The organism is Janthinobacterium sp. GMG1, from assembly GCF_034427795.1.
Taxonomy (GTDB): Bacteria; Pseudomonadota; Gammaproteobacteria; order Burkholderiales; family Burkholderiaceae_D; genus Janthinobacterium.
On record NZ_JAXQNT010000003.1, the window covers coordinates 558,688 to 577,578 of the forward strand.

General features: G+C 58.6%; 29 protein-coding genes. 9 read left to right on the forward strand and 20 right to left on the reverse strand.

Annotated elements, in window-relative coordinates:
• Positions 1 to 72 precede the first annotated feature (72 nt).
• From SJI03_RS11225 to SJI03_RS11270, 10 genes are all read right to left on the reverse strand, one after another.
• On the reverse strand, positions 73 to 615 hold the full coding sequence (locus tag SJI03_RS11225) for a hypothetical protein (RefSeq protein ID WP_322427248.1): 543 nt from the start codon (positions 613 to 615) through the stop codon (positions 73 to 75).
• Between the two features lie 277 nt (positions 616 to 892).
• On the reverse strand, positions 893 to 1,468 hold the full coding sequence (locus SJI03_RS11230) for a hypothetical protein (RefSeq protein ID WP_322427249.1): 576 nt from the start codon (positions 1,466 to 1,468) through the stop codon (positions 893 to 895).
• Positions 1,465 to 2,289, reverse strand: a complete 825-nt coding sequence (locus SJI03_RS11235) for a hypothetical protein (protein WP_322427250.1) — start codon at positions 2,287 to 2,289, stop codon at positions 1,465 to 1,467. Before SJI03_RS11235 ends, SJI03_RS11230 begins: the two co-directional genes overlap by 4 nt.
• 95 nt (positions 2,290 to 2,384) lie before the next feature.
• Positions 2,385 to 2,684 (reverse strand): DUF1064 domain-containing protein, encoded by a 300-nt coding sequence (locus SJI03_RS11240; protein ID WP_322427251.1) that lies wholly within the window; start codon positions 2,682 to 2,684, stop codon positions 2,385 to 2,387.
• 44 nt (positions 2,685 to 2,728) lie between these two features.
• Positions 2,729 to 3,088: a hypothetical protein gene (locus tag SJI03_RS11245; RefSeq protein WP_322427252.1), complete on the reverse strand. Its 360-nt coding sequence runs from the start codon at positions 3,086 to 3,088 to the stop codon at positions 2,729 to 2,731.
• Between the two features lie 35 nt (positions 3,089 to 3,123).
• Complete coding sequence (locus tag SJI03_RS11250; RefSeq protein ID WP_322427253.1) at positions 3,124 to 4,017, reverse strand: ATP-binding protein; 894 nt, start codon at positions 4,015 to 4,017, stop codon at positions 3,124 to 3,126.
• The gene (locus SJI03_RS11255) at positions 3,959 to 4,765 is read right to left on the reverse strand and encodes a YdaU family protein (protein WP_322427254.1); all 807 of its coding nucleotides are present in this window, start codon (positions 4,763 to 4,765) and stop codon (positions 3,959 to 3,961) included. Before SJI03_RS11255 ends, SJI03_RS11250 begins: the two co-directional genes overlap by 59 nt.
• Entirely contained in the window at positions 4,762 to 5,184 is a 423-nt protein-coding gene (locus tag SJI03_RS11260) for a hypothetical protein (RefSeq protein ID WP_322427255.1), read from the reverse strand. Before SJI03_RS11260 ends, SJI03_RS11255 begins: the two co-directional genes overlap by 4 nt.
• Complete coding sequence (locus SJI03_RS11265; RefSeq protein WP_322427256.1) at positions 5,181 to 7,808, reverse strand: DNA methyltransferase; 2,628 nt, start codon at positions 7,806 to 7,808, stop codon at positions 5,181 to 5,183. The genes SJI03_RS11260 and SJI03_RS11265 overlap by 4 nt, the downstream gene beginning before the upstream one ends.
• Complete coding sequence (locus SJI03_RS11270; RefSeq protein WP_322427257.1) at positions 7,805 to 8,293, reverse strand: nuclease domain-containing protein; 489 nt, start codon at positions 8,291 to 8,293, stop codon at positions 7,805 to 7,807. Before SJI03_RS11270 ends, SJI03_RS11265 begins: the two co-directional genes overlap by 4 nt.
• Before the next feature lie 56 nt (positions 8,294 to 8,349).
• On the opposite strand from SJI03_RS11270, the gene SJI03_RS11275 reads away from it, so the two are divergent.
• Positions 8,350 to 9,039: a hypothetical protein gene (locus SJI03_RS11275; protein WP_322427258.1), complete on the forward strand. Its 690-nt coding sequence runs from the start codon at positions 8,350 to 8,352 to the stop codon at positions 9,037 to 9,039.
• Positions 9,040 to 9,041: 2 nt separating this feature from the next.
• Here SJI03_RS11275 and SJI03_RS11280 read toward each other — a convergent pair whose 3' ends face one another.
• On the reverse strand, positions 9,042 to 9,227 hold the full coding sequence (locus tag SJI03_RS11280) for a hypothetical protein (RefSeq protein WP_322427259.1): 186 nt from the start codon (positions 9,225 to 9,227) through the stop codon (positions 9,042 to 9,044).
• 2 nt (positions 9,228 to 9,229) lie between these two features.
• On the reverse strand, positions 9,230 to 9,655 hold the full coding sequence (locus SJI03_RS11285; RefSeq protein ID WP_322427260.1) for a hypothetical protein: 426 nt from the start codon (positions 9,653 to 9,655) through the stop codon (positions 9,230 to 9,232).
• A gap of 29 nt (positions 9,656 to 9,684) precedes the next feature.
• Here SJI03_RS11285 and SJI03_RS11290 point away from each other — a divergent pair, with 29 nt between their 5' ends.
• Positions 9,685 to 10,314, forward strand: coding sequence for a hypothetical protein (locus SJI03_RS11290; protein WP_322427261.1), 630 nt, complete (start codon positions 9,685 to 9,687; stop codon positions 10,312 to 10,314).
• A gap of 11 nt (positions 10,315 to 10,325) precedes the next feature.
• Here SJI03_RS11290 and SJI03_RS11295 read toward each other — a convergent pair whose 3' ends face one another.
• The 7 genes from SJI03_RS11295 to SJI03_RS11325 all read right to left on the reverse strand — a co-directional run bounded on the left by SJI03_RS11295 (position 10,326) and on the right by SJI03_RS11325 (position 14,930).
• Positions 10,326 to 12,680 carry a DNA cytosine methyltransferase gene (locus SJI03_RS11295; RefSeq protein WP_322427262.1) on the reverse strand — a complete coding sequence of 785 codons (2,355 nt, stop codon included), beginning with the start codon at positions 12,678 to 12,680 and terminating at the stop codon, positions 10,326 to 10,328.
• Positions 12,677 to 13,081: a hypothetical protein gene (locus tag SJI03_RS11300; protein ID WP_322427263.1), complete on the reverse strand. Its 405-nt coding sequence runs from the start codon at positions 13,079 to 13,081 to the stop codon at positions 12,677 to 12,679. Before SJI03_RS11300 ends, SJI03_RS11295 begins: the two co-directional genes overlap by 4 nt.
• A complete protein-coding gene (locus SJI03_RS11305) occupies positions 13,078 to 13,836 on the reverse strand; it encodes a KilA-N domain-containing protein (RefSeq protein ID WP_322427264.1) in 759 nt (252 codons plus the stop codon). The genes SJI03_RS11300 and SJI03_RS11305 overlap by 4 nt, the downstream gene beginning before the upstream one ends.
• A 57-nt stretch (positions 13,837 to 13,893) precedes the next feature.
• Positions 13,894 to 14,061: a hypothetical protein gene (locus tag SJI03_RS11310; RefSeq protein ID WP_322427265.1), complete on the reverse strand. Its 168-nt coding sequence runs from the start codon at positions 14,059 to 14,061 to the stop codon at positions 13,894 to 13,896.
• On the reverse strand, positions 14,058 to 14,333 hold the full coding sequence (locus SJI03_RS11315) for a hypothetical protein (protein ID WP_322427266.1): 276 nt from the start codon (positions 14,331 to 14,333) through the stop codon (positions 14,058 to 14,060). Before SJI03_RS11315 ends, SJI03_RS11310 begins: the two co-directional genes overlap by 4 nt.
• A 76-nt stretch (positions 14,334 to 14,409) precedes the next feature.
• Positions 14,410 to 14,625: a hypothetical protein gene (locus SJI03_RS11320; protein ID WP_322427267.1), complete on the reverse strand. Its 216-nt coding sequence runs from the start codon at positions 14,623 to 14,625 to the stop codon at positions 14,410 to 14,412.
• Between the two features lie 17 nt (positions 14,626 to 14,642).
• Positions 14,643 to 14,930: a hypothetical protein gene (locus SJI03_RS11325; RefSeq protein ID WP_322427268.1), complete on the reverse strand. Its 288-nt coding sequence runs from the start codon at positions 14,928 to 14,930 to the stop codon at positions 14,643 to 14,645.
• A gap of 116 nt (positions 14,931 to 15,046) precedes the next feature.
• On the opposite strand from SJI03_RS11325, the gene SJI03_RS11330 reads away from it, so the two are divergent.
• On the forward strand, positions 15,047 to 15,313 hold the full coding sequence (locus tag SJI03_RS11330; RefSeq protein ID WP_322427269.1) for a hypothetical protein: 267 nt from the start codon (positions 15,047 to 15,049) through the stop codon (positions 15,311 to 15,313).
• Between the two features lie 39 nt (positions 15,314 to 15,352).
• On the opposite strand, the gene SJI03_RS11335 is transcribed toward SJI03_RS11330, so the two are convergent.
• On the reverse strand, positions 15,353 to 15,661 hold the full coding sequence (locus SJI03_RS11335) for a hypothetical protein (protein WP_322427270.1): 309 nt from the start codon (positions 15,659 to 15,661) through the stop codon (positions 15,353 to 15,355).
• A 127-nt stretch (positions 15,662 to 15,788) separates the two neighbouring features.
• Here SJI03_RS11335 and SJI03_RS11340 point away from each other — a divergent pair, with 127 nt between their 5' ends.
• The 6 genes from SJI03_RS11340 (at position 15,789) to SJI03_RS11365 (ending at position 18,620) form a co-directional block, all read left to right on the forward strand.
• On the forward strand, positions 15,789 to 16,475 hold the full coding sequence (locus SJI03_RS11340; protein WP_322427271.1) for a LexA family transcriptional regulator: 687 nt from the start codon (positions 15,789 to 15,791) through the stop codon (positions 16,473 to 16,475).
• Positions 16,472 to 16,924, forward strand: coding sequence for a hypothetical protein (locus SJI03_RS11345; RefSeq protein WP_322427272.1), 453 nt, complete (start codon positions 16,472 to 16,474; stop codon positions 16,922 to 16,924). The genes SJI03_RS11340 and SJI03_RS11345 overlap by 4 nt, the downstream gene beginning before the upstream one ends.
• A gap of 417 nt (positions 16,925 to 17,341) precedes the next feature.
• The gene (locus SJI03_RS11350) at positions 17,342 to 17,698 is read left to right on the forward strand and encodes a hypothetical protein (RefSeq protein WP_322427273.1); all 357 of its coding nucleotides are present in this window, start codon (positions 17,342 to 17,344) and stop codon (positions 17,696 to 17,698) included.
• Between the two features lie 126 nt (positions 17,699 to 17,824).
• Positions 17,825 to 18,040, forward strand: a complete 216-nt coding sequence (locus SJI03_RS11355; RefSeq protein ID WP_322427274.1) for a hypothetical protein — start codon at positions 17,825 to 17,827, stop codon at positions 18,038 to 18,040.
• A 1-nt stretch (position 18,041) separates the two neighbouring features.
• Entirely contained in the window at positions 18,042 to 18,314 is a 273-nt protein-coding gene (locus tag SJI03_RS11360) for a hypothetical protein (protein ID WP_322427275.1), read from the forward strand.
• A 126-nt stretch (positions 18,315 to 18,440) separates the two neighbouring features.
• Positions 18,441 to 18,620, forward strand: a complete 180-nt coding sequence (locus SJI03_RS11365) for a hypothetical protein (protein WP_099379842.1) — start codon at positions 18,441 to 18,443, stop codon at positions 18,618 to 18,620.
• The last annotated feature ends 271 nt before the right edge of the window (positions 18,621 to 18,891 follow it).

Genomic DNA, 18,891 nt, shown 5'->3' on the forward strand with positions numbered 1-18,891 from the left:
GCTCCATGTCCAGTTATCGCAAGTGGCCCCATTTTGAGTTATAAACTGCTTTCGATTCATAAGGCAAGACCTTTAATAATTTCGTAAGCGACTTGCCGCTCGCGCATTGTGCGACTGCACCAAGCCATCTAATTCACTTACCATATCATTAATCCGTTCGAACTCAAACCCTCCGGCGCATTGCACCTCCCCCTTGCCACCTCCCTTGCACGGCACGCAGAACTGCCGATTATTCGTTACGCCCGTTCCTTGGCAAGCAACGCATTTCCCATCGAGCCAGTGCGCAAGCGACGCATGCGCCACACGGCGGTACAGGGCTTGGGCTGCTTGCTGGTCCCATGCAGTGTTCGCCTTAACCCAACCACGCGAGCGCCCCTTTTCAGCAACAGCTGCCGTCCAAATACGCAGCAACTGCGCCAGGTTTGCCGAGCCACTTTCGAAGAGCTGGCGCGCAGCACCGTCTGCATACTTCACCCTCGACAACAATGCCCCCAGGCCTGCACCCGACCGGTCGGCCAGCGCCGCCGCGGCAAGGGCCTCGGTAAGGTGATGCCTCTCGTCGTCTTTCAGGTTGGTCGAGTTGATCGATGCTACATACTTTTCTGCGAAGCCCATGAGTTCCCCTTCATTCCGTACGTCAACGTTAACACCCTTTTTTGACAAGTGCTAGCCCTGCCACTCTCCGGCGCAGCTCATACGCAAAGCACGCCAGTCCGGTTGAACTCGCGCACGACCGCGAGTGAAGTCCACGCGATCTCTATACTCGAGACGCCGCGCAGGAAAACCATCGCCTTACAGATGCTTTGCCGCAGCGCTCGCACCTGATCATCAACCTCAATTCAATCTCCATGATTTTTTCTGCAACCTCACTCAGCACAAATCTCGCCGTACTTTATAGCCTAGGCAAGAAGGTTTTATCGTCCTCAATTCGCCGCTGAAATTCTTCATGAGAATCGCAGAATCTATTAAATAGTCGCCAATAGGATTCCCGTGAATTAATTCCGGCGTTAAAGTTTGGACCATTTCTTGCACAGCAGGCGTAATATCCGAACATGTACTGAGCCACATCAGAATTTATTTGCCCGGCACCGACCAACAGCTCGATCTCCTCTATAAATGTCAAGAATTTTCGATTACTGTCCCACATAGCTCTTTCGGCCAATTTCCAGTCATCACTATCGAGTAAACATAAGACCTCAAAAAGTTTTTGATCATCGAATAGCCGGCGGTGTTGACTTAGAAAAAATTCTGTTCGTTTAAGTTTCGCAGCGAGTTCAATTGCTGCGGATTCCTTTGCTCGCTGATCCTTAATTCTCTGCAATTCTGAATATACTTTAATGACTCCTATTATTCCGACAACAGAAGTAAGCACAATAGCAAATATCTGCCACATGATTAGCCACTCTGATAATCGATAACATACATTAAAATACTCAAAACAAAAAATTGGCGATAATGGTGTTTTCACAATTTTTCCAACTCGATACTTTCCACTAAAAATCTTTTCAATACTCCACGAGATGTTGTTATTGTGTCGCCTCTAAACCTAATTTTTCCTTCCTCGCCTAATATTCGCTGCTCCATTGACCTAACGGCAAGCCCCTCATCATTTGGCTTTTCTTTATGATTCAAAAGAAGAAATGAAACAACCTCCCGTCGCTTATCATCAAAGTAACGACCAGAGCCGGATAATATATTATACTTGGTTACATTTCCATACGCATATATTGGTTCTGGAGACCTAAGAGCGGCTGAAACATACTGATAAGTTTCATCATTAAGTACCAGCTCATCTTCCCCTATCAATTTAGCGAGGCTTATTGTCGTTCCAGGAGCCTCGCTGATCAAACGATGAAAATCGTTCATTGCACTTTGCAATGCATCAGCAATTTCATCAGCATATGGAGTGTTTTTATTTTCAATTTTGCGAACATAAGGTGTTACCGGATCATATTTTCTGCCGACAGCAGCAGACCATGACCATAACAAATAATCCCAAAAATTTTTTTGGATCACTGACTTGCCAATTTTTTTAGCAAGTGCATCACTAAACTCAATATCTATTCTTTCTTCAAAACATCCTTTTTTTGAGGCATGGAGAAACGTTTCGACACCTTTTGGGTTATCACCTTTGGTTCGAACAGCCTCTCCATTAGCAAACGCGTGAGCAACCAAATTCAAACAACGAGCCAAACCGCTTATTGACTGCGCACCGTCGTACAAGTTCACTCGACCATTGTCCGCTTCACCACCTTCTGCCCGAATTAAAAATCCGAATCCGAATGCCATAACATGCCCATAGTTATTTAAAAATACAGTATGTCATCACAATTTCCAAAAAGCAATTATCTAGCCGGTTTATTCACATCTGCAAGTCCATTGCGTCAAAATTCCTCCACTTTCCATCCACCGCCCGCATTCTTCGGCAGCGCCTGGATGGCGACGAAGCGAAGCGGATACATGTCGGCCGCGATTTTAATCTTCGCGCGCGCATCCTCTTGCCAGTACCCTTTCACTTCGTGCGCCTCCAGCGCACCGTCGGCCAGCTGCACGGCGAAGTCGGGCGTGTAAAACGTGTTGTCGGCCAGGCGGAATTTCAGGCCTTCGAACTTGTACCAGGCCACCTCGCCGGCGGCCTTGCGCAGCTCCAGCGTCTGCGCATACGCGGCCTCAGTCTTGTTCATGGCGCCGACCTTGAGGCGGCCCAGCGCCTGTAAGCCACGGGCCATCATGCGCAGCCCACCAGCTCGGCGACGGCGCGCACCACGGCGGCACGTGCGGCCGCATCGGGCGTACTGAAGTCGGCCAGCAGCACCGTGAATTCCTCGTACATGTAGTTTCTGTTGATGATCGCCACCACGTCCTTTCCGTCATGCGACCATTCGAGATCGACACGGTATTCGCAAATCAATTGCCCGGACGCCGCCCAGTCGCCCACCCAGTCCGGCACCATGGCCTGGCCGCGACTTGCGAGCGCGCCCGCCGGCGGTGTCCCGACCAGGGCGCCGCCTACCTCGACAATGTTGGACCAGCCCAGCAGCTCGGCCAGGCGTTTGTTTGCTGCGATTTTGTTTTCTTGATTTTTCATTTGAAGCCTTTTAAGGCGTTTTTCTGATGAGTACGTCACTTCGTAGTGTCCATGCCCCTTGCGCAGTGCGGCGGTGCCTCTGGCAAATCCTGAACGGTATTCGCAGCCTGGACGCTCGGACGTTTTCCCCTATGCGACTGCCAATCGAAGACCACCAGCCTGCCGCCGCCCTCGCGCAATCGATCGAAAGCACGCTCGCCCAGGAACTGCTCCAGGCCGTCCGCATCAAGGTTGCTGATGACGATGGTCGGGCGCGCCGCCTCGTAGCGGCCGTTGATGATCTCGAACAGGATCAGCTTTTCCGTGTCGCTGCCGTGCTGCACTCCCACTTCGTCGAGAATCAGCAGATCAGGCTCGACCAGGTCGCGGATGGCCTGCGCCTCGGTGCGCCCGGCGCCCTTTGCGTAGGTTTCCTTGACGGACCGCACGGCGCGCATCACCGACGTGAACACCGCCTGGCGGCCGTGGCCCATGATGTGGTGGGCGATGCCCACGGCCAGGTGAGTCTTGCCGGTGCCGACATCGCCAGCGAAGATCAGGCACGCGCCAGTGGCCCGGGCGTCTTCGAAGTTCTCGGCGTACCGGGTGGCCACCGTCAGCGCGCGCTCGGCGCCAGGGCAATCCGGCCGGTACGATTCGAGGCGGCGATCAGCAAAACGCTCGGGAATAGCAGCACGGCCGAGCTTTGCGCTCCACTCGCGCGCCTTGAGCTCCTGGCGCCAGGCGGCGCGCTGCTCGGCCTCGCGTACCTGGTCCTCGACGTTCATGCAATCTGGGCAGCCGGACCAGGCGTCCCGAATCAGCATGGCCGTGTACTCGCCGTGCATCGGGCACCGCTCGATCTGCGCGCTGGCGTAGCGCTTCTTGCCTTCAAAAGGTGCCATCTGCCCCAACACCCTTGTGGTAATCCTGCTTGCCAAAGTTTCCATGGATGACGCCTTTTTGTGTTTGCGTTGCGCCGACTGCCCAGTCGGCCTTGTAGTGCTCTCCTGGCCCGAAGAACGTGGCCGGCTGTTTCGTGAATTGCGGCTCGGTGCGCGAGAGCAGCACGTAGTTCGCGTAGCGCTGGACGCCAGCAAGAAGCGCTTCGGCCGGTACACCCTCCCTCCTGCGCGCAACCCAGGCCTTGTGCGAGTCCTTTTTGCTTGCACCAGGGCGTGGTGGGTATGCATCCCATGCCGTTTCGAATTCCTCGGGGTATCCCCCCAGAGGCGAAGCCGACGTAGGTTTTAGGTTTACTGGTTTATGGTTATTGGTTATTGGTTCTTGGTTAGTTGCCGAGCCGTTGAGCGTCTGTTCAACGGTCGTTGCAACGGTCGTTGAACTCCCGTTCATCGCCTGTTGCAATTTCAATGCTCTTTTGGCAGCAGATGCCTTCCCAGCTGCCGATTTCTGGCTATTCGACGCGCGGTATGCCTCTAGCTCTTCCTCGCACCGCTGGTGATACCAGCCGGTCGGCGTTTCGATGAAAAACTCGTTCAACGTCTGTTCAACGGCCGTTGCCTCCTCGTTGGAACGTGCAAGGATTTTTCGGCACAGTGCGGCCCGGTCCAGCGTCAGCGGTTGCTCAGTGTCATAGTAGGTGTCGAGCAAATCGCGATACACGCTACGCTCAATACGCGTCAGGTGCCGGGTCGCGCGGTCAAAGTCGCCGATGTGATGGCTGTAGTAATTCAAAGCCGGCCCTCCTGCGCGCGCGCCGCGCCAAACAGCGCAGCCACCAGCGGATCACGTACCGTTTTCAGCTTGCGCGCACGATTGCGGGCCTTGTGCAGTTCATACCGGTCTTCGTCGCGCCTGACGCGCGCCACGTGCTTGATCTGGCGCTGAGCCGACGTAAGCACCGCCGGTCGCGGCGCATCACGGCCGGCGCCTGCCCTGTACGCAGGCAGCCGAGTTTCGCGCCCGGTAGCCTGTACGGCCCAGCGCGCAATGCGCACGGCGCCGTCGAGGTGCATCTGCACCAGATAGCGGCGCGTCTGCTCGACGCTGAGGAAGACGAGCGGTGCCAGGTCGCGCGCGCTGAGCGCCTGACTGGCCAGCGCCGCAGTGATCGCCGCGACGCGGCGTGCTGACATTGGATGATCGATCTTCACTTTGCATTCTCCTCGTCCATCAGCTCCATATCGAACAGCGTGGGCATGCTGACTTCGCGCTCCATGGCTTGGCAGTAGTGCACCTGGTCAGCGAAATATGCCGGGTTCAGCTCGCTGCCGCGGCCTTGGCGGCCCAGCTTCATTGCGCGCACCGGCACGGTGCCCAGGCCACAGAACGGGTCGTAGATCACCTCGCCCAAGTTGCTGTAGCGGTTGATCAGGCGGTCCACGATATCGATCTGGAACGGGCAAACGTGCTTTTCGACCGCGCGCGCTGACTGTTCGCCATTCAGGGTGCGCATGCGCACGATGTCGTGCCACACTGCCGGGTCGGTGCTTCCGGGCGCAAGGCTGAGGTAATCCGCAGGCAGCGCCTTGCCAGCCAGCAGCGCCTCGCCCACCTCGACGTGGTATTCGTAGTTATAGACGTTCTCCAGCGACATGTTGGTGAACAGCTTCGCCAACTTGCCAGGGCCGAAGCTGGCCAGTTCGGCCGCGCCCAGCAGGCGGTCGCCGCTCGAGCGCCAGAACGCATGCGCGTCGACCTGCCAGCGCGCCACGCTGTAGCCGGTACCGGGAATGGGTGCGGCCTTGCGGTCGAACGGGATCCGGTCGCCGGCATCGTCCAGGCACATTGGCTTGGCCTTGGTCACAGGCGTATCGGCATAGCCACGGCTGCGGTCCGTCTGCGGCTTGTGGAACAGCAGGATGTATTCCGGCGAGCCGACGCCCATCTTCGTGCCGTCCTTGCACACCTCGGAATAGCCCAGGCGGTAGGTCTGGTTGTTTTCGCGCACCACGTCGGTCACGACGGTGATCATGCCCATGTAATCGAAACCGTGCTTGATGCCGTGGAACAGCGCCTCGGCGTGGAACGGGCTGACGGTGGGCACGCCGGCGCCGGTAACGTTGCCAAAATTGATGCGGTCCTTGACGTGGCAGGCGTAGATGCGGCCCGGCTGCAGGATGCGCAGCAGTTCCGGCGTCAGGAAGTCCATCTGCGCCCAGAAGTGATCGTTGTCCTGGGTGTGGCCAAAGTCGTTATAGCTCGGCGTGTATTCATAATGGTTGGCGAACGGGACGCTGGTGATGATCATGCCCACCGAGTTATCCAGCTGCTGCATGGCTTCGAGCACGCAGTCGTTATTAGCCACCGAGAAGCGCTCGCCGGCCACCACGGCGCGCTCGACGCCGATGGTGCGCGCCAGCGAATCCTGCATGGACAGCTGGTCCAGGCCATAGGCGCGGATGATCTGCCCCATCTTGGCCTGCATTTCGTCGTGGCGGCGCCATTTTTCCATCAGATCGGCCAGCACCTTGCGCTCGACCTCAGTGTGGATGATGTCGATGCGCACCGCGTGCTGCTGCTGGAAGCGCTGGACGCGGTGGATGGCCTGGATGAAATCGTTGAACTTGAAGCCGATGCCCGCGAAAATCTCACGGTGGCAATGCACCTGGAAGTTACAGCCGCTGCCGGCGATGATCGGCTTGGTCGACAGATCCTTGATCTTGCCGTCACTGAAATCGGCAATGCGCTGCTCGCGCTGGTCCAGGTCCTGCGTGCCCCACACGCTGACCACGCCGGGCACGGCCGCCTGGATGGCGTGGCGCTCATCCTCCAGGTCATGCCAGATCAGGAAATGGTCATCAGGATCCGCAGCCATAATCTCAGCCACCTTGGCCACGCGCGCGGCCATGCTGTCACGCTTCTCGCCAGCGGCGGCCGACAGGCCCATGGCCACGTTCGGGATCAGCAGGCCCTGGCCGTTCTTCTCGGCGCCGGCCGTGTCGTAGTTGCTCGGCACTTCGTGAAAGCGCACGTCGAGCGCTGGCAGGTCGTAGCCCTCGTCCGAATGGCCCAAGTCGCTCGGGCGCTGGATGAAAACGGCCCAACTGGCCACCCACAACCAGAATTCCTGTTCCTTGTGCGGATACAGCGTCAGGTTGCCGGCCTTCTCGCTGTCGCGCTGGAAAAATCGCGTCAGGGCTTGGCCCGTGTCCATCACGCCCAGGAAGCCGGCATAGTGGATCAATTCTTTGAAGCGGTTCGGCGATGGCGTAGCCGTGTAGACAAATTTGAACTCGACCTGTTCAAACAGCGGCAGGAACTCTTGATAGGTCTTGCTACCGTAGCTGCGCAGCATGCTTGCCTCGTCCAGGCCGACAGCGCGAAACTTGCGCACGTCGATCTTGCCCTCGCGCACCGATTCGTAGTTCGTCAGGTAGACAACGTCCTGACCAACGATCTCGGCGTCCGTGCGGATGAAGCGCACTTGCACTTCGTATTCGCCCGTGAAGCGCTTTGCCGCCTCGCGGATGAACTCCTGGCGCACGCCCAGCGGCAGCACGATCAGGCGCAGGCCTGGCCGGTGGATGCCGATCTGGCGCATCACCTCCAGGTTGGTGCTGGTCTTGTGCAGGCCAAACGAGGCGAAGATGGCGCGCTGGCCGCCTGCCAGGGCCCAGCGCACGATGTCACGCGTGTGCGGCTTGAGGCCGGGATGGATATCGGCCAGCGGCACGTCGAAGCCCTTGCGCTGCGCCAGCTTGATCTTGGCGCGCAGGAATTCGCTGTACGCGGCTTCTTTCAGGTGTTTTTGCTCTTGCGGGCTAAAGGCGCTCATGGGTGTTCCAATGTAGGTTGAATGGCGACGGGCGCTGCATCGAGCAGGCCCATCGACCGTAAAATTTCGTGTGTGGTGCTGACGGCAGCGCGGAAAGCCGCCTCCAGGCCGGCCAGCGACAGATCAGCCGGGCGCGGGCGCCGGCCGTCGAGCACGTCGTGGCAAGCGCTGCAGCCGAACGCGGCGGCCGTGTCCGGAGCCTTCAGGCCCATGCCCTTCCCGTCCGACAGGAAATTGCTGTGGCAGAGCACGGTGGTATCAGGGTCGAAGTTACAGACGGCCAGGCGCAGCGTGCAGTCCTGGCCACGCGCGGCGCGCCGGATGGGTGTTGATCGCGGGCCTTTTGACTTCAAGCCGGCCTTACGCTTCGGCGCCGTGCGCTGGTGCGACTGCACGGAGAGCATGCCGGTGGTGGGCATGGGCGAGGTGCGATTGAATGGTGTGCGCGCCAGCGGCTTACCCGGCTTCATCGGTGAGCGCTTCATTTCCCACCGCCAATACTCTGCGTGTTACGATTCCGCCAACTTAAATTGGGGGAATAATGGTTCTGCGCATAACTCTGGCATTTGTTTTTGTTTCGGCGATAATCACCCTGCTTGGCTTTGCCCTCGCACTTTGGATTCCGTGGTGCACAGTGGGGGAAAACGGTTGCAAAATGGGCGCTTCTGAATGGGCGTATTGGGTCGGAGCGGTAGGTACCATAATTGCAGTAGCAGTAGCCATTGCCCTTGCTGCCTATCAGAACAGCGTGCACGAAAAACGCGAAGCTCGAGCTGAGGCGGTCGCGTTGCATGGCCTGCTTTTGGGGATTCGAGCTGAGCTTCTGGTAAGTTTTAATATGGTGGAAAAACGCGTCGGCGAGCACATAGAAAACATCGCTCCGGGCGAAATCTTTCACATTGACTTCCCAATTTCGGAACGAGTGCTGCCGGTTTACCATGCCATGCTGCCGAGCTTTTACTTGATCAAAGACCACTCTCTGCGAGTTCAGATAATTCATACATGCGCAGTTGCCAACAGTCTTGTCACGACATTCAGGGCTAATAATGCCATTCTTGCTGAATTTGTTGCGGTACGTTCCATCGCCCGAAAATCTGAATCCCAGGTGGATATCGCGATTGCTCAGGAGAAATTCGAGCAACTCGTAGCTTACGCAACCGGGTTGAAGGATATATACGCCGAAGCCAAATCCGAAATTCTCAAATTGTTGGCTGTGTTGCCGAGTAAGTAACTTCATACCGGCCTCACGATCCCGCGCCTCGGCGATTCAGCCGATACTCCAGTCACCAGCACCATGTCCTGGCTGTAGCTGCCGCCAATGTGGTTGATGATGTCGAAGACGGGGCCGCGCGCAATCAGGTCGATGATTTGCTCGGGCAACTGCGTGATCCAGGGAGCTAACAATACGGGCTCGCTCATCGTTATTCCTCCATCGCGCGCTTGATGCCAGCGCCATCGAGGCCAGCAGCCTTGCAACCCAGGCGAGTGGCATGGAAGTAGGTCATTTCGTTGGAAGCACGGCCAGCCGTGGCCAGGCCGGCGGCTAACAGGCGCTGCATGGCCTCGTGCTGCTGGCAGCCGCCGGCGGCAAAGTAATTACGCAAACCCCAGTAATACTTCGGCTTGCCCTGGATGGCGCCCAGCATGTGCTGCAGCTTGGCGAAGTCGCCAGGCATGATCGCGTCGCGGACGGCGGCCAGCGCGCACGCGGCGCATTTGCCGTGCTGGGCCAGCTGCTTGGCGGTGCTGGCTTTGCCGCAGGAGCAAAGTTTGCGGATCAGCGAATAGGCTGGTGCGGCCTGGTTCGCCAGATGGTGGCGGGTAATTTGGGCGGGATTGGCGATCATGCTAACATTTCCTTTTGATAAGGCAATTCATGTGGAAACTCGCTAACAAGCACGCCAGTAACGTAGTTACGTTTGTACTTATTGCCGGGCTGCTCATATTTTTCGGTTACACGATCCGGATTTGGCCGACACTGCTGCCTGGAGATAAAGGCACATGGTCGGGTGCACTTGGGACTGTCGGAACTCTTATTGGCACAATCTGGCTGGCAACGAGCGAATCGAGAAGACGAAATCGAGAGGAAATGACAAGGGCGCAATTGCACGCTGCCGGCATACTGCTGGATATCGCGTATGTCCGAGGAGAGCTGAAGCTTATAGTTGATGAAATGGCTGAATTCGCCCTGATCGACCCCATCACAAATAGAATTTTGAGCTTCGCCCCAAAACTTTCGATAATTGATATTTGGAAGGCTGAAACTTTTATACCCCTTGTCCCGCTCCCCAATAAAGCAGCAGGATGCTTGACCCAGGCAACAGATCAAATACGACTTATGCGGCGAGTTATTGAAAAAGCTGGACACGACAACTCCCTCGATTCCAGCGAAAAACGGAAAAAATTTATCTGTAGTGCTCACAAATTGCTCGTGGGAACCATGGCACTTCTTGATACGGGTATTGCGGAATGCCAGGCTGCAGGTCGAGCGATGCACCTTTCTTGAAATTAATTGATTCATGCGACCCTCGCGATCTCGCGCTCATGCGCGAAGTTGGCGAGGATCAACGCCTTTGCCATGGGCGGGCAAACTGAATTGCCGCACATACGCACCTGGGCGCTCTTCGTCAATTTCAGGCCCTGCGCCGGGTCGTCGCCGATGATGTAATCGTCGGGGAACCCCTGGGCGCGGAACAGCTCACGCGGCTGCAGCATGCGCAACCCGATGTCCACGATCTGATAGTCCTGGCCGTGGATCGTTACCAGGCCGAAGCGGTCGCGGCTCGTTACGGTGGCCAGCGGCCCATCAATCTCCGGCGCCTGGTCGGTACCGTAATAGCTCAACAGGAACGCGCGCACCTCGGCGTGGTGCTGACCGCCGGCGCTAACCGTGCCCAGCGGTTCGTCCGTTCCGGCCGCCGTGCTGGTGCCGCGCAGCTTGATCATGTTGCTCGTGAACAGGGCGGACTTGCCGCCACCACCAGCCGTTACTGTGCCGAGCGGCGCATCAGCAGCGTGGCCGACGCTGGCGCCCATGTCGCGCTGGATATGGGCCGTGACGATGCCCAGCGCATGCGGAGCGCCGGCTGGCTTTTCCTTCGGCCCGGCCGTGATCGGCGGCAGCGGCTCCGTCATCGAGCTGCCGGTGGCGCCGGTGCGGAACTTCGTGATGTGCGCCGACACCATGCTGAAATGGCCGCCCTTGACCTGGGCGCAGATGGTGCGCAACGGCTCGTCGGCCGGCATCACGCGCTGATTGCTCGCGTTGGCGTGCTCGGTCAAGAAGGCCGTCACCAGGCTGTGGTGGTCGCATGCGGTGACTGTGCCGATAGGATCGGTCAAGTCGGAGCCGACTACGCCCGTGTAATGCTTGGCCAGGAATGCCGTGGCCACCGCTTTATTACCGCTGGCCGTGACGGTACCCAGCGGCGCCTCGACGTCGTGTGCGCCAGTGCCCCAGCGCTTGACGCCGCCGGGCGACACCTCGCCGTGCGCAGCATCGACCAGCACAGCCGTCACCAGCGCCGCATCGGCCTTCGAGGTCGCGGTGGCTGTCGGCTCGTCCACGCCGCGCGGTCGGCTCTGGCCAGCACGGCCGCCGACGCCGGCAAGCAACGCGGATACCAGCGCTTGATTGCCGGCGGCGGTGATGGTCGGCACCGGCGAGTCAGCGCCCGCGCCAGGGTGGCCAGTGGTATTGGTCATGACGAATGCTGCAAGCTCTGCTTCTATCAGCGCATGCTTCGATGCCGCTCCCACCACCGTGCCCAGCGGCTTCTTAATATCCAGCGCGCGCGGCGCCTGGCCCTGACGCTCGCCGTAGCCCACCTGTACCAGCGTGGCCACGCCCAGGGCCTTCTCGCCGCGGTGCGCGCCAGTGATTGTGCGGAACGGCTCGCCGATGGATTCGGTACGGTCGCCGCCCTGATGTGTCACCGGGACGATAGTCGGCGCCACGACGGAAAACCCTGGTGCGCTGGTGATGGTGCGTAGCGGTTCGGCCGTTTCCCAAACGTTCGGGGCCCTGCCGGTGGTTTTGCTGTTGGCCGTGTTCACGATGAACGGATCGGCAGCGTCAACCACGTAGCGCATGATGCCCTTGGCGATGCGGCGTAGCGTGGCCGGCGCCAGCGGCTTGTCGCGCTCGAAGATCGATGGGCACGGCAGGCTGAAGTCGATGCACTCGGCCGCCGTGCGGTACGGCAACAGCTTGCCGGCGCGAACGCCGATGCTGTCGGGCGCACCGTGAGTAGGCTCTGGCCACTTGATGGCGATACCGTCGCGGCGTGCCACCAGGAAGAAGCGCTTGCGGATGGTAGGCGTGTCGTGGTCGCAACCGCGCATTTCGCGGTAGTCAACAATGTAGCCGTGTGCGCGCAGCTGGCGGATGAAGCTGTCGAACGTCTTGCCCTTCTTCGCAGGGTCCGGCTTGGCGCTGCCGTCGGCCTCGACCAGCAGCGGGCCCCATGTCTTAAATTCCTCAACGTTTTCCAGCATGATCACGCGCGGCTTGCACTTTGCCGCCCAGCGCAGCGTCACCCAGGCCAGGCCACGGATACGCTTCTCGACGGGCTTGCCGCCCTTGGCCTTGCTGAAATGCTTGCAATCGGGAGATAGCCAGACCAGGCCGACCGGGCGGTTGCCGGTGACCTTGATCGGGTCGACGTCCCACACGCTCTCGCACAGGTGCGTGGTGTACGGGTGATTTGCCGCGTGCATGGCTAGCGCTTCGGGGTCGTGATTGATGGCGATATCGACCGGGCGGCCGAATGCTTGCTCCAGGCCGGTGCTGGTCCCGCCGCCGCCGGCGAAGTTGTCGATAATCAACTCTGTGCCCAGGTCGAGGGACAAGGTGAAGGCGTCGCGCTTCATTGGCCCACCTCGGCAGCTGTCCGGCGAACGACCACGACAGGCATTGCACCCACCGTACCTCGAAAGTGTGGCGTGGCCACCTCGCCAGGCTGTTCTGGCTCGACGCCAAGCAGCGCCGCGCGCGAGGCGTCTTTCAGCACGTAGCGAATGCCAACCTGGCGCACATTGCCCTGGATGAAGCGCGAGAAGATCATGCGCAGGCGGTGTTCCATGCCCGCTTCTTCGATATCGAAGCCAGCGCGCTCGCAGATTTGGTAGAAGGTGCCTGGTCCGGCCAGCATCGCTTGCAGCAGCGCGTATGAGCGCGAACCCTGTTTCGGGAGCGTGATGCCTGAGCGGCGGCGCTTCGTCTTGTTTACGCCAAAAGTCGGACGCGCGCGATTGTCAGCTTGGCCAGTCACAATGCCACCTCCGCCAGTACCGAGTCGCGCCATTTCACTTGCTGGATGGGCGTGCCGCTTGAGTGCGCCTTGCCGGTGTCCATTACGAGCGCATGCTCCCTGCCCTTTTCCGTCGGCACCCAGTGTCCGGAGATGCTCTCCTGCAGGCCAGCCTGTGCCAGCAGCTGATTAAATGCCTTGGCGCTCTTAACGAAGCGGCTGCCCAGTTCCGTCGGCGTGTAATAAATCTCCTGGCTCGGCGTGGCCAGATGCGTGCGCTCCATCAGCTGCAGCATGTTGACGCCGGTGAGCGCGGCCGTGCCCTGGTTCGCACTGATCGCCGCGGCATTCTTGTCGAGGCCGATCAGGCGCGCGATGCCGAAGATGGCGCGGAATTCCTTGGCGGGCGAGATTGCGCTGGGCTTCGGCGCAGCGACTGGCGCCTGGCCGGTGGCCACGGCGTCGAAGGTGCGGATGACTTCCAGGTGGAACTTGGGGCTGATCCACATGGCGTAGGCGTACACCAGCTCCTTACACACGTAGGTGCCGCCGTTACGGCCCTGGGTGGTGATGGTCGGCAAACTCTGCGCCGGCGCAGAGTTTAATTCCGCCTCCAGTTCCTGGATTTCCGAGCGGCGGAAAAAGAATGCTGGCTGGTGGCGGCTTTCCGCGCCACCAGCCTTGTGCAAGTCGTTGAGGCAAAAGCGGCCTTCTTTATCGACCGCGATCAGCGTATTCGCTATCGTGATGCCTTTGTGTTGTACAATTTCGGTCATAAATTCTTTCGCGAATTTTTGTTGTTTCAAGGAAGCCCGCCTGCAAGCGGGCTTTTTTCATTTCTGGCCTTGCAGTTCCTGCAGCATTGCTTCGTAGTGCTGGCGCGTCCGCACGTGGCCGGGATCGACCGGCAATTCGCGCTCGGCCTGTTCCTGCTGCTGGGCGCCCTGCTCGGCCTGCGCCGCGCTGGCGCCGGACTCGAGCTGCATGGTCGACCAAGTCAAGCCGCCACCTCTGGCGCGGCCAACATGGCAATGGCTTTGAGCTCGCGGATAGCCATGTCGGTTACTTCGTGCATGCGGATCAGCAGCGAGGGGCCGACCGGCAGGCGGCCGTGGCGAATCTTCGAGATCACCGGCGGCGCCACTTCGAGTGCGCGCGACAAGGCTGCGTCGTTTTTCAGGTCCAGCTTTACCATCACCGCATCGAGCAGCTGGCCGTTGCCGGCGACGTTGTCGAGCGTTTGGCTCGGGGAATGGATTGGTGTTTGCTTCATGTCAGGCTCCAAGTTGATATTTAATAAAGTGGCCGATTCCGGCCGTGCAATGCTGTAGCTGTCGGGTGCGGGTTCGTTATGGCGGCTCGCGCCGCGGCACCTCGTACTTCTTCGCCACTCTGTCGGTGGCATCGCGCCATTTCTGGCGCGCTTCCTTGTGCGCGGCCTTCGCCGTACTCTCGCCCTCCCCGTCTTTGGCGCCCTGCAAGTCCTTCTCGGCCTGGCGGTAGATCATGGAACGCTGGAAGACCAGCTCCTTTTCCTCGGCTGTGACCTCGGCTTGCTTATTCAATAGCTGCCTCCATGCCGTTAAACCCGCATCCGCACAACGCGCGGGACCAGGCCAAAGCTGGGGCGCTGCGCCTGGAGTGGGCCCAGCTTTTCCCGTGATTTGGGTCTAGCCCCGCTCGAAAACGGCGGCGTATCATTCCGTTTCGGTCTGGCGTCCAGGTGATTGCGGATGATCACGATCGTGCATTCGTTCAGCACGTCGCTGACCGACTTGCGCATCGAAGTGCATGCGGCTTGCAGGGCATCTTTGTTCTCGTCGGTGATGTAGCCCTTGACGAGCGCGGTACGTTTTTGCTTCTGTTTCATGGTTTTCTCCTGGTGGTCGGTGTTACAGGGTTTGGGTACAGCGAAAAAATAGGCAGAAGTTGCCAACGTGTTAAATTTCTATTCCTGCATGTCAATTCACAGGAAAGGCAACCTCCATGGAAAACGAAACTTATGTGGTAAGGCTCGCTCTGGATGCGAACGCTCCGGTGCCTTGGCCTAAAGCCGTGCCAGCGCCTGCTGTTGGCGACAAAATAACTGGCTTAATCCACGGCCTCACAGTCAATGGGACGGTTGTCGAACGTGAATGGGGTGTCGACTTTGCTCCTGGAAAAGCGGTGATTGCCTCTGTGCTGACGATCACTGTGGAATCTCAATCAGTGGCGCGACCAAAACTGGCAACAGTCCACCCGCCGAAACGTTGACGGCATTCGAGCGCGACGGGGAAATGGGGATCAGGCGGATCATGGCTTGGCGCCCTGGTCTATGCCTTCGGCGGCCCGCGGTGGCACGGTGTCGAAGATGGCGTTGGTGGTGGGCGGATGGCGGCCGCCGTGGCCTGAGTCGGGCGCGGGGTCGGTATCGCGGCGCAAGGCGGTAGCCTCCGCCGGTCGAAAGAAGATTTCTGGGTGGGCGAGCTGAACTTTCGGAGGCACGCCGCGAACGGTCCAGTTCTGCACCCGCTGAACGCCGCCCTGCTTATCGTAGCCGAGCCGTTCAGCCAGTTTTGTGGCGCCGCCGAGTGATTCGATAAGTGCTTTGTGGTCTGACATCGCTGGTTACCTGGTTGGTAGATTTAGCGACATTAAACACTATGTTTATAAACAAGTCAAACATTCTTAACCATCTTGTGTAACACAAACTGTTTAGTTAACGTGAAAATAGCGGATGCACAATCAAATGACACGACTTTATGAGGCGGCCAAACTCCTAAAGGGGATTGAAGGCCAGTCCGACGTCGCGCGCGCCATGAACGCGTCACCCCAGACCATCAACAATTGGGAGGCGCGCGGCATATCAAAATCAGGAATGCTAAAAGCTCAGGCAGTATTTGGTTGCTCCGCAACTTGGCTTGATACTGGTGCTGGCCAGATGATGCTAGCCCCCCCGGATGATCCTGGCATTCCAGGCTCGATGCGTGTGGAGCTACGCGACGATTCGTCCGGCGACTACTACAAAATCCCGAAGGTTCAACTACGGCTGCAGGCTGGTATCAATGGCGTTCAGACCGAACCCGACAACTCCGACGGCGGCCTGGTGAGCATTCCTCGCGACTGGGCCGACCGCGAGGGCTACCACCCTACTCAGCTGTTGGCCACCAAAGTACGCGGTGAAAGTATGGAACCTGCTCTATATGAGAACGACGTGATTGTAATTAACTTGAGTGACAAAAAGCCGCTCGACGGCGAGGTCTACGCCATCAACTACGAAGGTGAGGCTATCGTCAAGCGCATGTCGCGCGATGCTGGCGAGTGGTGGTTGATGTCGGATAATGCCGACCAACGCAAGTATCACCGCAAGCTTTGTCGTGGTGCCGAGTGTATTATTATTGGTCGCGTGATCCGCCGCGAAGGCGGCCGGATATGAGGCGCACCGCACTGGGAATTGCAGCAGCCACCCTCATTATGTCCACCGGCGGGGCTGGTGCGCAGCAAATCAAGGAACCAGCCGCTATTGCAAAATTTGTCGGGCCGTTCAAGACCTACACTGGCCAGCCGCTAATTGAACTATTGGCACAATACGGAATGCGTATCGAATGGATCCACACCACGCCGATTGATAAAATGATCGCTGCTGTTCGGCGCCCAGGCGACCAAAACGGTGACCTGGTGACAATACTATCTCTCACGGGAAAACCGAAAAAGATGCCTTGCAATCTGGATAGATGGATGCGGCAGGGCTACGCTGGCGGGCATGCTGAGGATATGGCTGAGATTATGTATAGAAATGGTCGGTTTTTGATTAATGCTTCCGATCTAAACCCGGTTTTGTATTGGGCTGCGACAGGCAAGTGTTCGACGCAATACGCACTGTAACTGCCCGACCTGTTGAACATCACAGCCGCTATAGTAGAAGCCAAGGGCATTCGACTGGCTGTTGTGCTCGCTCCGTTGATTGAAGTCCACCCTACTCCTAATCTAAGCCTGCTCCGTCGCGCGCAGAATCTTTTCCCCACCCTGCCAATCATGCTCCTGTCGCCTCGCGTGGGCGGCTTCTCGCACAGCTACGCTACTTTCAAGCTCGACGAAATCATCAAGCACCTCAATGCCCATGAGATTGGGTGGCGTAGCTATACTCCCGCGCTAACGCTGCTGCCTGACGTCGCCCTTCCGTTCTAGGCAAACACCAACACCATCCCAGCCCGCATTACGCGGGCTTTTTTTCGCCTAAAAATTCATCACGTGTAATTTTTTCTGAAATATTAAACAAACTGTTTGACTCGCAATATAAACATGGTGTTTAATGACGTCATTGAACAGCAACCACCGGAACAAATGATGATCAGGAAAAGTAAGCAGAACTGGGCAATAGGAGCAACGGTCAAAGTCGGCTTCTTGAATGGCTTGCTGGTAGTCGCCGCGGTACCTACTCCAGGTGATTCCACGCCTGATGCATACGTCCTCTCTCGAAATAACCAGTTCTATTCCTTCGTGCCCCACAACGGCCTTGCAAAGATCAACTCGATTGAAGCCATCGAAATGATTGATGCCGCGAAGCTGCAGGCTGAACGCGCAACGAGCGCTGCGATCGAAAAAGCGGCCGCCTCGGCGCGTCATATCGAAGTCATCAACAAGTTGATGTTCGCTTAAAGGAGCAGGTCATGTCACGCGCCGAACTAGCAGCACTTGAAGCAGCCCTGATCGCCGCCGGCGAACAGATCCCGGTCGTGCACGTTGCTGCTGCGCGTGCTTAACCACCTTTCACAGGAATACATCATGCACACCGACACCATCGCCAAAACCAGCAACTTCCGTAGCGCCGAAGCCTGCACCGACTTTGCGCTCCAACGCGCCTTCGCCCGCTGGGTGGCGGCTCTTGAAATGGCACTGGGTTTCAAGCTCGATGCGTCAGCACTAGAACTCGCCGACGAACTGTTCGCCTCGGACTGGTCTGTCGAGGACGCGGCCGGTGAATTGTCGAAGGCGGCCTGAGATGAGCGCCCGCGACCACGACGCCGCCCAGCTACAGGCTGAACTGGCCGAGGCCACAGCTACAGCGCCGGCCCCGCGCTTTCACTTCGACGTGACGATTCGCTTCACGGACGGCACGTACCGCAACAAGGTCCGGGCCCGCAACAAAAGTGTGGCGCATGCCATGGCCCTGACGGATGCACGAATGGCCTCTCCTTGCAGCACCTTCTACGGCAAAGAGCTCGGCCACCTGGTCGAGCTGGCCAAACCAGATCAGCGGTCGCCCGCGCCGTAGGCAAGGCGGGACAGGCCGGCGGGCCGGATAAATGCCCTGTGGGATCAGCATGCCCCGATTGATCTTCGTGAGGATCAGGCGCCCGGGGAAACCCGGCGCCACAACCAACCTTGAAGGAATTACAGCATGTCGACTTTCAATAAAGACCAGGCCGTGAACGTGAAAGGCACCAAAACAGACCCGGCGGCGCGCCCGGGCAAGTTCGTGAAGACGCATCCAGGCGCACGCGGCGACTTCCTGGAAGTTCTGCTGGATGGCTCGACGCAAAGCCAGCGTTTCCGCCCTTCGCAGGTGTCTGCAGTCTGATTTATTGGCGCGGCCTGTCGCCCAGGCCGCCGCCCCTGCCCTGCGCCAGGCAAGCGCAGGAACCACACAGAAGCGCCAACCGATGCAATTAAGTGCTGGTCAATTGCCCGTTGACGCAGACGCAGGTGAGCCGGCCGAGAGGCAGAGGCGCTTGGATTGGAGGCCGTTGGTTGGGGCTTCTGTGTGGTGAATGCGCAGACTGATGCGCTGCCCTACGCGGGGCGTTTCTCAACCGGTACCCAGCCCGGAGAGGCCATGCAGGCGAAAGCCA

What these genes read in the sequence shown, in the direction of transcription:
- SJI03_RS11225 (WP_322427248.1), bottom strand. Translation starts at nt 615, where the DNA reads ATGGGCTTCGCAGAAAAGTATGTAGCATCGATCAACTCGACCAACCTG.
- SJI03_RS11235 (WP_322427250.1), bottom strand. Translation starts at nt 2,289, where the DNA reads ATGGCATTCGGATTCGGATTTTTAATTCGGGCAGAAGGTGGTGAAGCG.
- SJI03_RS11240 (WP_322427251.1), bottom strand. Translation starts at nt 2,684, where the DNA reads ATGAACAAGACTGAGGCCGCGTATGCGCAGACGCTGGAGCTGCGCAAG.
- SJI03_RS11245 (WP_322427252.1), bottom strand. Translation starts at nt 3,088, where the DNA reads ATGAAAAATCAAGAAAACAAAATCGCAGCAAACAAACGCCTGGCCGAG.
- SJI03_RS11250 (WP_322427253.1), bottom strand. Translation starts at nt 4,017, where the DNA reads ATGGAAACTTTGGCAAGCAGGATTACCACAAGGGTGTTGGGGCAGATG.
- SJI03_RS11265 (WP_322427256.1), bottom strand. Translation starts at nt 7,808, where the DNA reads ATGAGCGCCTTTAGCCCGCAAGAGCAAAAACACCTGAAAGAAGCCGCG.
- SJI03_RS11270 (WP_322427257.1), bottom strand. Translation starts at nt 8,293, where the DNA reads ATGAAGCGCTCACCGATGAAGCCGGGTAAGCCGCTGGCGCGCACACCA.
- SJI03_RS11275 (WP_322427258.1), top strand. Translation starts at nt 8,350, where the DNA reads ATGGTTCTGCGCATAACTCTGGCATTTGTTTTTGTTTCGGCGATAATC.
- SJI03_RS11280 (WP_322427259.1), bottom strand. Translation starts at nt 9,227, where the DNA reads ATGAGCGAGCCCGTATTGTTAGCTCCCTGGATCACGCAGTTGCCCGAG.
- SJI03_RS11285 (WP_322427260.1), bottom strand. Translation starts at nt 9,655, where the DNA reads ATGATCGCCAATCCCGCCCAAATTACCCGCCACCATCTGGCGAACCAG.
- SJI03_RS11290 (WP_322427261.1), top strand. Translation starts at nt 9,685, where the DNA reads ATGTGGAAACTCGCTAACAAGCACGCCAGTAACGTAGTTACGTTTGTA.
- SJI03_RS11295 (WP_322427262.1), bottom strand. Translation starts at nt 12,680, where the DNA reads ATGAAGCGCGACGCCTTCACCTTGTCCCTCGACCTGGGCACAGAGTTG.
- SJI03_RS11305 (WP_322427264.1), bottom strand. Translation starts at nt 13,836, where the DNA reads ATGACCGAAATTGTACAACACAAAGGCATCACGATAGCGAATACGCTG.
- SJI03_RS11315 (WP_322427266.1), bottom strand. Translation starts at nt 14,333, where the DNA reads ATGAAGCAAACACCAATCCATTCCCCGAGCCAAACGCTCGACAACGTC.
- SJI03_RS11325 (WP_322427268.1), bottom strand. Translation starts at nt 14,930, where the DNA reads ATGAAACAGAAGCAAAAACGTACCGCGCTCGTCAAGGGCTACATCACC.
- SJI03_RS11330 (WP_322427269.1), top strand. Translation starts at nt 15,047, where the DNA reads ATGGAAAACGAAACTTATGTGGTAAGGCTCGCTCTGGATGCGAACGCT.
- SJI03_RS11335 (WP_322427270.1), bottom strand. Translation starts at nt 15,661, where the DNA reads ATGTCAGACCACAAAGCACTTATCGAATCACTCGGCGGCGCCACAAAA.
- SJI03_RS11340 (WP_322427271.1), top strand. Translation starts at nt 15,789, where the DNA reads ATGACACGACTTTATGAGGCGGCCAAACTCCTAAAGGGGATTGAAGGC.
- SJI03_RS11345 (WP_322427272.1), top strand. Translation starts at nt 16,472, where the DNA reads ATGAGGCGCACCGCACTGGGAATTGCAGCAGCCACCCTCATTATGTCC.
- SJI03_RS11350 (WP_322427273.1), top strand. Translation starts at nt 17,342, where the DNA reads ATGGTGTTTAATGACGTCATTGAACAGCAACCACCGGAACAAATGATG.
- SJI03_RS11355 (WP_322427274.1), top strand. Translation starts at nt 17,825, where the DNA reads ATGCACACCGACACCATCGCCAAAACCAGCAACTTCCGTAGCGCCGAA.
- SJI03_RS11360 (WP_322427275.1), top strand. Translation starts at nt 18,042, where the DNA reads ATGAGCGCCCGCGACCACGACGCCGCCCAGCTACAGGCTGAACTGGCC.
- SJI03_RS11365 (WP_099379842.1), top strand. Translation starts at nt 18,441, where the DNA reads ATGTCGACTTTCAATAAAGACCAGGCCGTGAACGTGAAAGGCACCAAA.